The following is a 14,990-nucleotide window of genomic DNA, read 5'->3' as shown; positions in this document are numbered from 1 at the left end:
GTGGCTATTTCAGTTTCGATCACGCGCCGGTGATGTCGGCGCGGGCGCAGGAGTGTGGTTGGGGAGTTTGGCGGCGATGGCCGCGGCCAGTAGTGCGCTGATGGCGGCGCTGGCAAGGAACACTGCGGACATGGCGTGGCTGTAGGCGTGGGCGCTGGACGCGGCCAGATCGGCGCCCGCTGGGCCGGGAATCTGGGTCGCGGCAAGTTGCGCTCCGGCGATGTTGTCACGCGCCGCGCTGACCACTGGTTCGGGCAGGCCGCTCAGGTGGGGGTCGAGGTCGCGGGTGTAAACGACGGTGAGCAGGGTGCCCAGGATCGCGACGCTGAACGCGGCACCGACCTGTCGAATGGCCATCAGCAACCCAGCTCCTGCGGCGCTGCGATGCTCGGGCAGGCTCGCCATGACCGCGTCGACAGCCGGCGCCAACGCCAGCCCGGCTCCCAGGCCCACGGTCGCCAGGCACACCGCGACGAAGCCGTAGCCGGAGTCGACGGTGATGCGGGATGCGAGCACGAATCCGGCCGCGGCGATCACCATGCCGGTGGCGATCGGGATTTTGGCGCCGAGTCGGGTCACGATCTTGTCCACAGCGGCTGCGGCGACGATGATCGCCAGCACCAGAGGCACCAAGCGCAGGCCGGTGCCGAAGGCGTCGTGGTAGCGCAGTATCTGCAGGTATTGCGGCAGCACGAACAGCACGCCGACCAGGGTGAAGGTGCCCGCGGTTGCGGCCAGGGTGGGCCAGGTGAAGGCCGGATTGGTGAACAGTGCCAGATCGACCAATGGGTCGCGGGCACGGCTTTCCCACACCAGAAATCCCGCGATCAGCCACACACCGGCCGCCAGAGCCGCGAGCACGACGGGATCGGTCCACCCGTACGCGGGAGCCTGGATGATGCCGAATACCAGCGCCGCCGTACCGGGCACGGCGGTGAGGATCCCGAGCCAGTCCAACGCCGGTGCATGCGGGTCGACCGATTCGGGCAACAGCACCACACAGGCAACCAGGGCGGCGACACCGACCGGGACGTTGATCAGAAACACCGAGCCCCACCAGAAATGCTGCAGCAGCCAGCCACCGACGATCGGCCCCAGCGGCAACCCGACACCCAGTGCACCGACCCACACCGCGATCGCGCGGCGACGCTGGTCGGGGCCGAACAGGGTCGGCAGGATCCCCAGCGACAGCGGCACGATGATCGCGGCCCCGATGCCCATGACCGCGCGGGCGGCGATCAGCGAGCCGGTGGACCCGCTGAAAGCGGCCCAGGCCGAGGCGGCGACGAAGGCGACCAAACCTATCAGCAGCAGCCGTTTGCGACCGTAGCGGTCACCGAAGCCGCCGGCGGGCAGCATGAGCGCGGCGAAGACCAGGGTGTAGGCGTTGACGATCCACTGCAACTGGGTGGTGCTCGCGCCGAGGTCTTGGGCCAGGGTGGGCAGGGCGACGTTGAGAACCATCAGGTCCAGCCCGACGGTGAGCAGGGCGACGACCAGCGCCGCCAGCCCTGCCCACCGACGTGACGGGCCCGGCTCAGTCCCGGTCGTCGGCGTGGTGTTCGGGTGAGAGTGGTTCTCGCTCATCGGAGTTTCCGATCAGAGTGGCGATGATGAGGGCGGTCGCGCCGAGCACGATGAAGGTGTCGGCGAGGTTGAAGGTGGGCCACCAGCCGGTGTGCAGGTAGTCGGTGACCACACCGTCGGGGGCCCGGTCGATGACGTTGGCGGCGGCACCGCCCAGGATCGCGGCGAGCGCGACGCGGGTGAGCAGGTTCGCGCGCGGCGCGACCACCCATCCGCCGACCGCGACCGCGGTGGTGATCACCGTGGTGAGCGTGAGCATCACCCAGCTCGGTGCGTCGGCGGCGATCGAGAACGCCGCTCCCGGGTTGAACGCCAACTTAAGGTCCACCGGACCCGCCTCGATCGGGGCCCCGGCCAGCGTGGTCTGCGCCCACGCTTTGAGCGTGAGGTCGATACCGGCCAGCGCGGCCGCGGCAGCGACCCACCGCAGTCGCCGCCCCCACCGCGACACGGTGGGAGCAGACGACGCGGTGGCGGTCACGCGGGCGCTCCGGCCAGTACCGGTGCGGGCTTTGCCGCCGAATCGGTCAGCGAGGCCAGGGGTTTGGTGCGTCCGGCGCGGACACCGTTGGCGATGACGACGATCTCGGCGAGTTCGTGCACCAGCACCACCGCCGCCAACCCGAGAATCCCGAACAGCGCGAGCGGGATCAAGATCGTGATCAACCCCAACGACAAACCGACGTTTTGCAACATGATCCGGCGAGCCCGACGAGCGTGCTCGAGAGCCCGCGGCAGGTGCCGCAGGTCCTCACCCATCAACGCCACATCCGCGGTTTCGATAGCGACATCGGTGCCCATCGCGCCCATCGCCACACCGAGGTCGGCGGTTGCCAGTGCGGGGGCGTCGTTGACGCCGTCGCCGACCATCGCGGTGAACCGGTCGCTGCGCAGTTCGCCCACGATGTGGGCCTTGTCCTCCGGGCGCAGATCCGCGTGCACGTCCTCGATCCCCGCCTCAGCGGCCAGAGCGGCGGCGGTGCGGGCGTTGTCACCGGTGAGCATCGAGACCCGGATTCCCAGCGCGTGCAATCGGTCGATGACCTCGTGTGCCTCGGGCCGCAGTTCGTCGCGCACAGCGATCGCACCGATCACCTGGCCGTCGAGCTCGATCAGCACCGCGGTCGCCCCCGCGTGCTGCATCCGTTCCACATCGGCGGCCAGAACACCCGGTTCGATCCAGCCCGGACGGCCCAGCCGCGCCCGGCGTCCGTCGACGCGGCCGGTCAACCCGGCACCGGTGACCGCCTCGACGTCGGTGGCGGGAGTGACGGTGTCGACGGCGGCGAGGATGGCGCGGGCGAGGGGATGTTCACTGCGCGATTCCAGCGCGGCCGCGACCGCCAGCACCCGGTCCCCGTGCACACCGCCGGTGGCGGCGATCTCGACGACGGCAGGCTTGTTCGCCGTCAGCGTGCCGGTCTTGTCCAGCGCGACCTCGCGCACCCGGCCCATCGCCTCGAGTGCGGCACCGCCCTTGACCAGCACACCCAGCTTGCTCGCCGCACCGATCGCGGCGACCACGGTCACCGGCACCGAGATCGCCAGCGCGCACGGTGAGGCGGCGACCAGCACCACCAGCGCACGTTCGATCCAGGTGACCGGATCCCCGAAGAGCGCGCCAATCACCGCGATGGCTGTGGCGGCGATCATGATGCCGGGCACCAGCGGTTTGGCGATCTTGTCGGCCAAGCGTTGAGCGTCGCCCTTGCGGGCCTGCTCGGCCTCCACGATCCGCACGATCCGTGCCAGGGAGTTGTCCTCGGCGGTCGTGGTGACCTCGACGGTCAGCACACCGGTGCCGTTGATCGCCCCGGCGAACACCTCCGCGCCCGGCCCGGCTTCTACCGGTACCGATTCGCCGGTGATCGCCGAAACATCCAGCGCGCTACGCCCGTCGACGATCACCCCGTCGGTCGCGACCCGCTCACCGGGGCGCACCAGCATCCGATCCCCGACGCGCAGCTCGGCAGGGGCGATGACGGTTTCGGTGCCGTCGCGTAGCACGGTGGCCCGGTCCGGTACCAGGTTCAACAGGGCGCGCAGCCCGCGGCGGGTGCGCGCGACCGCGTACTCCTCGAGGCCCTCGCTGATGGAGAACAGGAACGCCAGCATGGCGGCTTCGCCGACCTCGCCGAGGATCACCGCGCCGATCGCGGCGATCGTCATCAGCGTGCCGACACCGATCTTGCCCTTGGCCAGCCGTTTGAGCGTGGAGGGGACGAAGGTGTATGCACCGACGAGCAGTGCGGCGATCTCCAACCCCAACTCGACGGCGCGTGGGCCGCCGGTCCAGCCGACGATCAGTGCCGCGACCAGCAGCACTCCGGCGACCGCGGCGGCGCGCAGTTCACTGACTTCCCAGAGCTTTTCGGGTTCGCGTTCCTCGGCCTCGCCGTCACCGGCGGGTTCGTCGTGGCCGCAGCCGCATGCGTCGCTCATGCTCGTACCTCCGCGCTCTCCGTCTCGGTGGTGGAGTCGGTGCCGTAGTTCGGGCACAACGCCACCGCATTGCCTGTCGCCGCGAGCAAGGTCTCTGCCGAGGCGAGTAGGTCCATCAACTCCGGGCGGGCCAGGCTGTAGAACACCTGCCGCCCTTGCGGGCGGCCCACGACCAGCCCGCAGTCGCGCAGGCACGCTACGTGCGCCGATACCGTTGACTGAGCCAGTCCGAGCCCGGCCATCAGGTCCAAGACCCGCGCTTCCCCGCACGCCAGCCGGTGCACGATCGCCAACCGTGTCGCATCGGAGAGGCTGTGGAACAGGGCCACCGCCGGATCCAACCCCTGCGTCTCGACGAGGCAACCCCCGCCATCATTAATCGCCATAAAGCGATGATAGCGGCGAAAGCTATTGATATCGAGTGAGAGTGTGATTCATCTCGTTTCAACGATTACATCGTGATATGGCGATCAATTCGTGGTCGCTACGGAGGGAGGACGCGTGAACCAGCAGAAGTCCGCCGTCGTCGAGAACTCGCCTCAGCAACCATCGCCGCCGGGCTCGCCCGGAGTGCTATATCGGTGGGGCGTTCTGATGGCCCGGCGCAGACGTGCGGTCCTGGCGGTCTGGGGACTGCTGCTGGTGGTGTGCGCGGTGGCCTACCCGCTGCTCGAGAACCGGCTCGGTGCGATGGATTTCGGTGTCGAGGGCTCGGAGTCCACCGAGGTGGATCGCCTGGTTGCCCGGCACTTCCCGCAGTTCGGTACGGAACAGGCGGTCATCGTGCTGCAGTCTGGCGCGGTCACCGCCACCGACGCCGAGTTCCGTGCAGCGGTGGCTCGCACGATCACCGCCGCCACCGCGGTCGAGGGCGTGGTCGACGTCGTCGGCCCCTACGACGGGCTGCCCGGATCCCAGATCTCGGCCGACGGTCACGTCGCGATCGCGCTCGCCGGCATGGACGGCGACATGGCCGAACGCGCGAAAGTCGCGCGCGACCTGCAAGACGCCATCGCCACCACCGGCGACGATTCCATCGACGTAGGGGTCACCGGGTACTCGGCGGTACAGAACGCGGCCACCGAACTGCAGAACGCCGACCTGGCCCGCGCCGAGGCAATCGGCATCCCGGTCGCGCTGGTCCTGCTCGTCCTCGCCCTCGGCGCCCTGGCCGCAGCGGCGGTCCCGATCGCAGTGGCCATCGCCGGGATGCTGACCGCGGTCGGAGTGTTGTTCACCCTCACTGCTGTGACCGCGTTCGATTCGCTGACCGTGGCCATGGCCACCATGGTGGGCCTCGGCGTCGGTATCGACTACGCGATGTTCATCGTCAGCCGCTTCCGCGAAGAACTCACCCACCACACCGGGCCAGACCATGCCGCGATCAGCGGCGCCGTCGGTCGCTCCCTCGCCACAGCAGGCAAAACGATTCTGGTCTCGGGCTTGGTGGTGATGATCTCGCTGTGCGCGTTGATCATCATCCAGGCACCGATCTTCCGTGGCATCGCCATCGGCGTCGCCACCGCCGTCACCAGTATGCTCACCGTCGCCGTCACCCTGCTACCCGCCCTGCTCGCCGCCTTGGGCCCGGCTGTCAACCGCGGTAGTCTCCCGGCCCGCTGGCGCCCTGCCGACAGCGCCACCGACGCTCCCGGCGTTCTCGGTGGCCGCTGGGCGCGCTGGGCGTATCTCGTCATGCGCCGACCCGTCCTCTTCGGCACCGCGGCCGCAGCGGTGCTGGTCCTCGCCGCGCTGCCGGTATTCGGGATCCGCTACGGCCTCGACATGGGCACCACCGCCCTCGACGACACCCCGACCGGACGCGCCAGCACCGCATTGAACACCAACTTCCCGCCCGGAGCACTCTCCCCGGTCGAGATCATCGCCACCGGCCCCAGCGACACCCCACTCACCGCAGACGCCGAAGCACGGGTCAACCGATTCCTGACCGAGATCGACGGCGACGCCCGCATCGACACCGTCCTGCCCGCCCAGCTCAATGACGGTCGAATGCTCGCGATGGCGATCCCCTCGGTCACCTTCGACTCGATGGCCGCCACCGACCTCGTCCGCGACCTGCGCAACACAGCCGCCGGCGCAGCCGGAGCCGAGATCCGCATCGGCGGCAGCACCGCCGAATTCGTCGATCTCTCCGACGAAATGACCACCAAACTTCCGCTGGTCGTAGCCCTGGTGCTGACCGCCTCGCTGGTCTTCCTCATCGCCGCTTTCCGCAGTATCGCCTTACCCCTCAAGGCCATCGCGATGAACCTGCTCGCCACCGGCGCCGCCCTCGGTATCACCGTCGCGGTGTTCCAGTGGGGTCTGGGCGAGAACGTCCTCGACTTCACCAGCCCCGGATTCGTGCAGGTCTACCTACCCACCGTGGTGTTCGCGCTACTGTTCGGGCTCTCGATGGACTACGAGGTGTTCCTGATTCGTCGCATCCGCGAATACTGGGACGCCAGCGGCGACAACCAGCGCGCCGTCGCGGCCGGGCTCACCCACACCGCACGCCCCATCACCGCGGCCGCCGCGATCATGATCGCCATCTTCGCAAGCTTCCTCACCGCCGACATCCTCGAACTCAAACAACTCGGACTCGCCCTTGCCGTCGCCGTCGCCATCGACGCCGTCCTCATCCGCCTCGTCCTCGTCCCCGCCCTCATGCGCCTGCTCGGCGGCTGGAACTGGTGGCTGCCCGCCCTCAGGTTTCGCCCACCCAACACTCGCGCACCACGGGCCGCCGCTGAGTAGCGCGGCGATCAGACCAGGTTGATTCGTCGCGGACACGGGACCGGCCGCCGGGGCCACACCGCCCTCGGGGGCAACCGTCACGGCCGGTCTGACCTTCGAGTCGAGTCGAAGGTTCAGGGTCGCGGGGTGGTGATGATGCGTATTACCCAGCTGGCGCGGCGGAGCGGTGTCCCTGCCACCAGCTGCGGCTCTACGTCGGATCTGGCCGAGTTCGTGGAGGCCGGACCGTTCCTGGAAGCGTTCCTCGTGTTGATCGTCATCCCACTGACGCTGGCGTGGCTCACCCCAGGTGTACCGCGCGCCGGGACCGGGCAGCGGGTCTCGGCGCGCGGTGAGCACCGGCGATGGCGCCGTTGATGGCTACGGTGCTGATCACCGTGGTGGCCTCGCAGGCGCCAAACTCGGTGACGGCCTGAGCCAGGTCGCGGCGGTGGTGCGGGCCGGAGTGCCCGCGTCGCCGGAAGGTGTGGCTGCGCAGCCCTCATCGCAGCCGCGGGCGCGAGTCATTGGCGGGACCAGATCAGTCCGAGGAGCCCGAGTCCGATGGGCGAATCCGAGCGGTTGGAGCCATGACAGGCTCACCAGCAGCGTGCCGCTGCTCAGTGCTACGGCCGCGATCAGCAGCGGGGCACCACCGCGCAACAGCCCAGGCAGCAGTGCCGCGGTCCCGATGCAAGCCCGCCAGCGGCGTGTCTAGGTCGCAGCAGCCACAACGGCCTCCCCCGCAGCTCGCCGAGCCACCGCTGCCTGGCGCTGGGTTCGGTGTCGATGGGACAGGGCAGCAGGGGGATTCGCTGCGCTCGAGCAGGTCTTCGCGTCCGGCCGCCAGCGCGGCGGCCAGGGTGTCGCCGGACCGCGGTGAGTTCGGCGAGCTCGGCATCGACCTCGGCGAGCTTGACACCCAGTCCCAGCCGCGGTGAACCCGCCGACGGTGAGCGGCTGCCGAGACGTGAGGGCTGTCGAGGGCGTTCATGTCCGGTCACCGTCCGGTACCTGGTCGATGCGGGTGCAGCACGTCAGGGCGGCGGCGTTGTCGGCCGCGAGCAACCGGGCGAGCAGCACCAGTTCGGCCACGCGCGGGTCTCCGACCGTGTACCGCAGCTTCTTGCCGTCGCGGCGCGCGACGATGTATCCGCAATCGGCCAGACACGACAGGTGCACCGACACCCGCGGCTGGGAGATGCCGGCGTGCGCGACGCAGTCGGCCGAGGTGCGTTCGCCGGCGAGGATGTATTCCAGCAGCTTCAACCGGGTCGGATCCGACAGGGCGCGAAAGAACTTCGCCGTCGTATCCAGATGTGTGCACGCCAGCTCGTCGCCGGGCACGGCGGTCGTGGACCGGGACATGGGGCACCTCCACACCACTTGAACTATTCGCTTAAGCGCATAGTATGAGCCCTGTAGGTATTCGTCAATGCGAATAGCAGCCGTTGGCTGGCGACGCGGTTGCTCAACCCCTCAGGAGGCAGGCGTGGCCACGACACAATCCCGTCCGGATCTGGCGATCGTCGGGTCCGGTTCGGCGGCGTTCGCCGCCGCTATCGCCGCGGTCGGCCACGGCAGGTCCGTGGTGATGATCGAGCGCGACACCGTCGGTGGCACCTGCGTGAACGTCGGGTGTGTGCCGTCGAAGACGTTGCTGGCCGCCGCGGAGGCCCGCCACGCCGCAGCCGCCGCCGACCGGTTTCCCGGCCTGGGTGCCGCTGCGGTGCCGCTGGATTTTCCGGGCCTGATCGCCGGTAAGGACGCGCTGGTCGCGCAGCTGCGGGCAAACAAGTACATCGAGCTGGCGGGCGAGTACGGGTGGGAGATCGTCTCCGGCACGGCAGTGTTCGACGGCACGAGTGCGGCGCCGGGGTTGCGGGTCGGAGCGAACGACGGCGGGACCCGGGTGATCGAGGCTGGCCATTACCTGATCGCGACCGGTGCGACGCCGTGGATCCCGCCGATCGACGGTCTGGTCGAGGCCGGGTATCTGACCTCGACCACCGCCATGGACCTGAAGCGGCTCCCGGAGTCGCTGATCGTGATCGGCGGCAACACTGTCGGGCTCGAACAAGCCCAGTTGTTCGCCCGCCTCGGCGCCCGGGTGACGGTGATCGAGGCCCTGGGGCGGCTGGCGCCGGGCGAGGAACCGGAAATCTCGGCCGCGATCGAGGCTGTCTTCGCCGATGAGCATATCGCCGTGTTGACCGCGGCCACCGTCGAGAAGGTCCTGGCCGGTGGCGGCCACAAGCTGGTGAGCGTGCGCACTCGGGCCGGGGTCAGCGAGCTGCGGGCCGAACACGTGTTGGTCGCGACCGGTCGCCGCCCGAACACCGCGGGGCTGGGCCTGGAGGCGGTCGGGGTCGGTGTCGACGGGCGCGGCGCGGTGATCGTCGATGACCGTCAGCGCACCGGCAATGCCCGGATCTGGGCGGCCGGGGACGTGGCCGGGGGCCCGCAGTTCGTGTATGTGGCCGCCGCGCAGGGAACGCTGGTGGCCGACAACGCGTTCGCCGACGCGGATCGGGTCCTGGACTACGCCACAGTGCCGCGGCTGACGTTCACCAGCCCCGCCATCGCCGCCGTGGGGCTCACCGAGGCCGAGGCGGTGACGGCCGGATACCGGTGCCGGTGCCGGACGCTGGCGTTGTCGAGTGTGGCGCGGGCGCTGGTCAATCGCGATACCCGTGGCCTGGCCAAGATCGTCGCCGACGCCGATACCGGCCGGATCTTGGGCGTGCACGCGCTGGCCGAGGGTGCCGGAGACCTGATCACCGCCGCCGGATACGCGATGACCGCGGGTATGACCGTCGACCGGCTCGCCCACAGCTGGGCGCCGTATCTGACCATGGCCGAAGCGTTGAAACTGACCGCCCAGACCTTCACCACCGACGTGACGAAACTGTCCTGCTGCGCAGGCTGACGATCTCCTCCAGGAAAGGCCGAGATGAACGGGCACATGACGATCGGCGTGTTGTCGGCGCGGACCGGGGTGAGGGTGAAGGCGTTGCGTGAATACACCGACCTCGGGCTCATCCACACCCTGGGGCGCAGCGCGGCCGGCTACCGCCTGTACACCGATGACGCACTGTGGTGTGTGCGGTTCATCGGCGAGCTGCGCGGGCTTGGGCTCACCATCGCCGAGATCTGCCAGCTCACCGATGACGCCGTCGATAGTGGAGACGGAGCGGTCGGCGCGCGTCTGGCCGAGCTACTGGAGCGGTCGCGACAGCGGCTGCACCGCCGGATCAGCGACGCCCAGCAGATCCTCGACCGCATCGACGACTTCACCAGCATCCACCGTGCGCGGTGGGCCGCCGACGATGTGTGCTGGACCGAGGTCCGTGCCGATGCCCGACGCGGGCTTGACTCTGCCCCCGGGGGCAGACCCTACCGTCATCGACATCGCACCCGACGCATTCTCGGAAAGGCTGACTCTCATGAGCACCGACTCCATTCCCGCCGACGTTTTCGCCACGATCGCACCAGCCGACCGTGACCGGGCGCTGCTGCGGGCCGCGCTGCGGCTGCTGGCCCACGGAGCGCCGGTCACCGTCACGGAGTTGGCGGCCGCAGCCGGTGTCGACGCCGGAGATCTCGAAGAGACACCGATCGGCGCCGACATCGAATACGACGAGCAGGGCCGGGTCCTCGGGTGGGGATTGACCCTGAATCCGACCCCGCACCGATTCACCGTCGCAGGCCATCAGCTCTACACCTGGTGTGCGCCCGACACGCTCGTCTTCCCCGCCGTGATCGGGGCGAGCGCACACGTCGAATCCGAGTGCCCGGTTACCGTCAGCGCCGTGCGATTGACCGTCGATCCAGTCACGGGAGTCACCGACCTGCAACCGGCCGCCGCGATGGTGGCCTTCGTCGACCCCGCCGGGATCCGGGGCGGGCAGGTCCGCGCCACCTGCTGCAATCCGCAGATGTTCCTGGCCACTCCCGACGCCGCCGAGCAGTGGCGATCCGAGCATCCTGGGATGACCGTGCTACCGGTCGCCGACGCCTACACCCAGCTCGCACGCCCACTGGCCGAGGCGCTCATCGACCCGGCCGGCGAGGCGCCGTGCTGCTGACTCAGAACAGGGTGTCGCGCACCCACAAGGGCCGGTACCCGGTCGGGCCGAGCTGGGCGAGTTCGGCGTCGATATCGGTCTTGAACGCGCCGAAGAAGACCTCCGATCACACCAAGAGGTCAAGCCGCGATCTCGAAGGACGCGTCCTGAGCGGGCCCGAACGCCTTGATCGGGTCGTAGTGCTGACCGGTTTGCAAGCAGTAGTGGAGCTGCCCGAGCAAGCGGTCGAAGAGGTGCCGAAGCGCAGCGGCGTGCCGATCGCCGCGGTCGCGTCCTCGGCGTTAATGGTCTTGGGGTGCGCCGGCTTTCGCCATCGCGGCGAACGCCCAAAGGAATCCTGCAGCGTTGAGTCGGTTGTTCTTCACCACGCGGCGGGTAATCGAGATGCTGCGCCCGGAGGCCCGCGTGATCAGCACAGAACCGGCGTAGGTCCTTCAGCGAACGGGCGTCGGTGAACCGCTCGCGGTCGTCGCCGATCTCGCCGAGCACCCGAGCGCCGGAGAGGTCAGCCAGGCCAGGAAAACTGGTGATCACCGCGTAGTCGGGGTACTGCTGGAATGCCTCGGTAGTGGCCTCGGTGAGCTGATCCACGGCGGCGCATTCAGCATCGACGCCACCCAGCAGCGCGAGGGCCTGGCGGCCGAAGGCATCCGCTGATCTACAGATCGAGAGTCAGGGTGGCGGTGCGCGCTCGAGATACGCACGGGTAGATGACTCCGGTGACGAGCGCTACTGACACGAGTGACGAATCCCCAGGTCGCCAACTGACATCCAAATGACGGATCTCAGGCCACGTGTTGCATCTGATGCAATATGCAGGGGCTTACTTGACATAAGATAGGGGCTTCACCGTAGGCGGCTTTGTAGGCGGCCGCGAACCGTGCCACATGAGCAAACCCATTGTCGTAGGCGACGTCTGCAACGGTGGCTGCGCCTCGAGTTCTGTCGGAACGGGTGGAGAGTGTCAGAGCGCCGCGGTCAGATCGTGGGGGTCAAGTGCGAGCGTCGACAGGGTGTAGAGCGAGTCCTTCTTTCGGATAAAAATGGGCATGTATGCGATTGAGTCGTTCGATCCACTCGATGCCGGTGAGTGAGTCTGGTCCGTGGTCGAATGGGCAGGTTCAGTCCTTGGACTGCGGTCGACATGAGTAGTGCGCGACTGTGTGGTGCCTAGGTGGTCTGGTCGTCGACTGTGGCGTCGCCGGCGTTGTGTTTGACCGACTCGATCCCGGTTCGCGCTGAGGCCTTCGACTCATATGCGTGGCTGGCGGCGATGATTTCGCCGTTGGCTGCTTCAGATGGAAACGGTTCTTGCCGGGCCTCGTCGGTGAACAGTTCGAACTTCGCGGCCATCGTTGGGGTTCCTTCCGGTCGGGAGTGCCGCAGTCACTACAAATCGAATATGCGCGACCGTGGGCTCGACTTCTCCCCTCGAGACCTGATCCGGTGCTGATTTGTCCCTGGCCTTGCGGTCCTGCACAACGCTGGATGTGCGGCGTCGGCGATGCCGGTATCTCATTCTTATTCATCGGTACCATCCGTCGTTAGGTGACGAATCCTGACACCAGCGGGCGCGGCGGTCACCACGCCTGCCGTTCACGTCTCTCGCCGAGTGTGCAGACCGAGTATGATCCAGGCGCCAGGTCTCGATGAGTCCGCAAAATCTGTAGACGATTGAGCGCGATGTCGAGATTGTGGATGGCGCGGTGATGGTTGGGCCCGCCAGAGACGTGTAGTGCCAAGCTGGATCTCTCCGCCGTGAGAGCGAGTCTTTCAGCCGCCCGCACTACTAATTTCCGGGGGACACAGCTCCTCGCCCCTGGATAATTTCGGCCGCCCGCTCGACTTCGGGCCGATGGCGGCGAGTAGGTATTTTGCGCGGTGGGAGGTGTTGCGCGCTTCGCGGACGGCGTCGAAGGGGTACAGCTCATTCAGACGATATGTTGTGACGAGTGCGGTCAACAACTCGACGACCTCTGCTAGGTCTGCGTGGTCACCGGCTGCGTCGCGCGGTCGTCGCGCCCGGGTGTCGAGCCGAGCGCGTATTAACAGCCGGTGCCGATCGAGTTCAAGGGCGAGCAGTAGCCCCTGCAGGCGTGTGGTTGCGCGGCTCTGCTCAAGTGGGACCATTCGGATCAGCCTCAATCCTCAGTTGCCGCAGAATGTCGGTTTGCGTCGCTTGGTTGGTCGACGTGACAAGCCAGCGGCGCGCGTCCGAGAACTGGATCTGTGAGCTTTGCCCGCGAGGGTGGGGAAAGGTCCACGAGATCGAGGGTCATCAATCGCCTGAAACGCCCCGGGTTTGTCGGAGGCTCTCGAATCTGTGAAGGATGGAGAGCATGGCAGCACCACGGAAGTACAGCGTTGAGCTGAAGGAGCGGGCGACGCGGATGGCGGTGGAGGCCCGCAAGGACCCAGCCACGCGACCAGGGGCGCTCAAACGGATCGCCGATCAACTCGGTGTGCACCCGGAGGCGCTTCGCACCTGGGTCAAGCAGGCCGAGATCGATGGCGGGGACCGCCCGGGGACCACGACCAGCGAGGCTGAGCGGATCGCGCAGCTGGAACGGGAGAACCGGGAGTTGCGGCGGGCGAACACCATCTTGAAGCAGGCATCAGCTTTCTTTGCGGCGGAGATCGACCGCCCACAGCGTTGATCGTGGAGTTCGTCGCCGCTTTCCGCGACGAACACGGAGTCGATCCGATCTGCGCGGCCCTGCGCGACACGGCCGCCCAGATCGCTCCGTCCACAGTCCGAGCCCATCTGAGCTCTCGACGAGTCGAGGCGCCACGGGTGGTCCGTGACCGCGAGATCCTCGGTGAGATCCGCACCGTGCATGCCGACAATCTCGGCGTCTACGGTGCCCGCAAAGTCCACGCCGAACTACGCAGAAAGGGTATCGGCGTGGCCCGGTGCACCGTCGAGCGGTTGATGAAAGCTGATGGGCTGCAGGGGATAACGAGATCCAAGACGCGGAAGACCACGCACAGCGAGGGGGCCGAAACTCCGCAGCCGGCCGATCGTGTCGAACGGCAGTTCACCGCGGCGGCGCCCAACGCGCTGTGGGTGGCGGACCTGACCTACATCCGCACACACTCGGGGTGGGTGTATGCCGCGTTCATCCTCGACGTCTTCTCAAGGATGGTCGTGGGCTGGCAGGTCTCGACCACCATGCACACCGACCTCGCGCTCGACGCCTTGGATATGGGGTTGTGGGCGCGGTCGCGTGCCGGCCAGGGCGTGGCCGGGCTGATTCACCACTCCGACCGCGGAGTGCAGTATCGAGCCATCCGCTACACCGAACGTCTCGCCGAAGCAGACGCAGTGACTTCTGTTGGCTCCAAGGGTGATTCGTACGACAATGCGATGGCCGAGGCGTTCAACTCGTTGTTCAAGGCCGAGTGTATCCGTAACCCAGTCATGCGCCCTCGCGGTGGCTGGGGCGGTGTCGGCGAGGTCGAGATCGCCGTCGCCGAGTACATCGACTGGTTCAACCACCGCCGCCTGCACGGCGAGATCGGGCACGTCCCACCCGTCGAGTACGAGACCACCTACTGGTCGACCCACACAGTCACCAGCTACCGTGAGAACCCGGTCCCGGCAGTCGCTGGAACCAAGTAAACGAGCCCCCAGCAAACCCGGGGCGATTCAGATTGCTTCGAGACCCTCGTTCCCGGCGCCCACGCCCGATGGCCACAGAATACGAAGGTGGTTAGTAGAAGTGGGGTGTGATGCGGGTGTGCTGAGGAGATGGTTGGGCATGACTGACGGTGTCGAGGTGCGGCGTGCGGGTCGGTTCGGCCCGCGCGGTCCTGCCCGTACGATCTCCCGTGCGGTGGGTCTTGCTGTGGTGATGTTTGAGGCGGTGGCCGCGTTCTGGCTGGTGATGCTGCTCCGAACGTCGGATCTCGTGCCATCCGACCCCCGCTCAGGAGTCGGGCGCGGTGATCCGGTTGAGCTGCGGGTGCTGACCGCTGTGGATGTGCACGACTGGGTGTCGGCTCTGAGTGCTGCGGCCTTCGCTGCGGGTGTGGCCGGTGCGCTGGTGGCGCGTCTACTCCCAGCAGTCAAGGGGCGCGCGACCGGTTGAGTAGTCGGGCCTGGGCCTCGCCGGAGTTTCCCTTGTCGGAGGGTTT

The 14,990-nt window shown here is 67.7% G+C and carries 12 protein-coding genes, 1 pseudogene and 1 other annotated feature; of the genes and pseudogenes, 7 read left to right on the top strand and 6 right to left on the bottom strand.

The window, feature by feature from the left end; translation table 11 throughout:
• Positions 1-9 precede the first annotated feature (9 nt).
• Genes MVF96_RS12975 through MVF96_RS12960 form a run of 4 tightly spaced genes read right to left on the bottom strand, consistent with a single transcriptional unit; the run spans position 10 to position 4,415 of the window.
• Positions 10-1,587: a DHA2 family efflux MFS transporter permease subunit gene (locus MVF96_RS12975; RefSeq protein ID WP_005179563.1), complete on the bottom strand. Its 1,578-nt coding sequence runs from the start codon at positions 1,585-1,587 to the stop codon at positions 10-12.
• Positions 1,538-2,068, bottom strand: a complete 531-nt coding sequence (lspA, locus tag MVF96_RS12970) for a signal peptidase II (protein ID WP_005179567.1) — start codon at positions 2,066-2,068, stop codon at positions 1,538-1,540. Before lspA ends, MVF96_RS12975 begins: the two co-directional genes overlap by 50 nt.
• On the bottom strand, positions 2,065-4,029 hold the full coding sequence (locus MVF96_RS12965) for a heavy metal translocating P-type ATPase (RefSeq protein ID WP_006902503.1): 1,965 nt from the start codon (positions 4,027-4,029) through the stop codon (positions 2,065-2,067). Before MVF96_RS12965 ends, lspA begins: the two co-directional genes overlap by 4 nt.
• The gene (locus MVF96_RS12960) at positions 4,026-4,415 is read right to left on the bottom strand and encodes an ArsR/SmtB family transcription factor (protein ID WP_005179570.1); all 390 of its coding nucleotides are present in this window, start codon (positions 4,413-4,415) and stop codon (positions 4,026-4,028) included. Before MVF96_RS12960 ends, MVF96_RS12965 begins: the two co-directional genes overlap by 4 nt.
• Before the next feature lie 208 nt (positions 4,416-4,623).
• Here MVF96_RS12960 and MVF96_RS12955 point away from each other — a divergent pair, with 208 nt between their 5' ends.
• Together MVF96_RS12955 and MVF96_RS12950 are read left to right on the top strand one after the other, a co-directional pair.
• A complete protein-coding gene (locus MVF96_RS12955) occupies positions 4,624-6,786 on the top strand; it encodes an MMPL family transporter (RefSeq protein WP_007240197.1) in 2,163 nt (720 codons plus the stop codon).
• 132 nt (positions 6,787-6,918) lie between these two features.
• Positions 6,919-7,143, top strand: coding sequence for a hypothetical protein (locus tag MVF96_RS12950; RefSeq protein WP_223374213.1), 225 nt, complete (start codon positions 6,919-6,921; stop codon positions 7,141-7,143).
• A gap of 612 nt (positions 7,144-7,755) precedes the next feature.
• Here the strand turns inward: MVF96_RS12950 and MVF96_RS12945 are convergent.
• Complete coding sequence (locus MVF96_RS12945) at positions 7,756-8,133, bottom strand: ArsR/SmtB family transcription factor (protein WP_005179587.1); 378 nt, start codon at positions 8,131-8,133, stop codon at positions 7,756-7,758.
• A gap of 124 nt (positions 8,134-8,257) precedes the next feature.
• On the opposite strand from MVF96_RS12945, the gene merA reads away from it, so the two are divergent.
• From merA to merB, 3 genes are read left to right on the top strand one after another with little or no spacing between them, the layout of a single operon-like run.
• A complete protein-coding gene (merA, locus tag MVF96_RS12940; protein WP_055476916.1) occupies positions 8,258-9,694 on the top strand; it encodes a mercury(II) reductase in 1,437 nt (478 codons plus the stop codon).
• 24 nt (positions 9,695-9,718) lie between these two features.
• Positions 9,719-10,270 (top strand): MerR family transcriptional regulator, encoded by a 552-nt coding sequence (locus MVF96_RS12935; protein ID WP_005179589.1) that lies wholly within the window; start codon positions 9,719-9,721, stop codon positions 10,268-10,270.
• Positions 10,212-10,853, top strand: coding sequence for an organomercurial lyase MerB (gene merB / locus MVF96_RS12930; RefSeq protein ID WP_005179592.1), 642 nt, complete (start codon positions 10,212-10,214; stop codon positions 10,851-10,853). Before MVF96_RS12935 ends, merB begins: the two co-directional genes overlap by 59 nt.
• 1,170 nt (positions 10,854-12,023) lie before the next feature.
• Here the strand turns inward: merB and MVF96_RS12920 are convergent.
• Positions 12,024-12,206 carry a YegP family protein gene (locus MVF96_RS12920; RefSeq protein ID WP_055476917.1) on the bottom strand — a complete coding sequence of 61 codons (183 nt, stop codon included), beginning with the start codon at positions 12,204-12,206 and terminating at the stop codon, positions 12,024-12,026.
• A 986-nt stretch (positions 12,207-13,192) separates the two neighbouring features.
• Between MVF96_RS12920 and MVF96_RS12915 the strand changes: the two are divergent.
• Positions 13,193-14,475: pseudogene (locus MVF96_RS12915) on the top strand (IS3 family transposase).
• Positions 13,471-13,599, top strand: a sequence feature (AL1L pseudoknot). It overlaps the preceding pseudogene by 129 nt.
• Before the next feature lie 139 nt (positions 14,476-14,614).
• Complete coding sequence (locus MVF96_RS12910) at positions 14,615-14,944, top strand: hypothetical protein (RefSeq protein WP_005180014.1); 330 nt, start codon at positions 14,615-14,617, stop codon at positions 14,942-14,944.
• Positions 14,945-14,990: the final 46 nt, after the last annotated feature.

Source organism: Gordonia hongkongensis (assembly GCF_023078355.1).
Lineage (GTDB): Bacteria > Actinomycetota > Actinomycetes > Mycobacteriales > Mycobacteriaceae > Gordonia > Gordonia hongkongensis.
The sequence above is the reverse complement of the archived record's forward strand: the minus strand, read 5'-3'. Positions and strand labels throughout refer to the sequence as shown.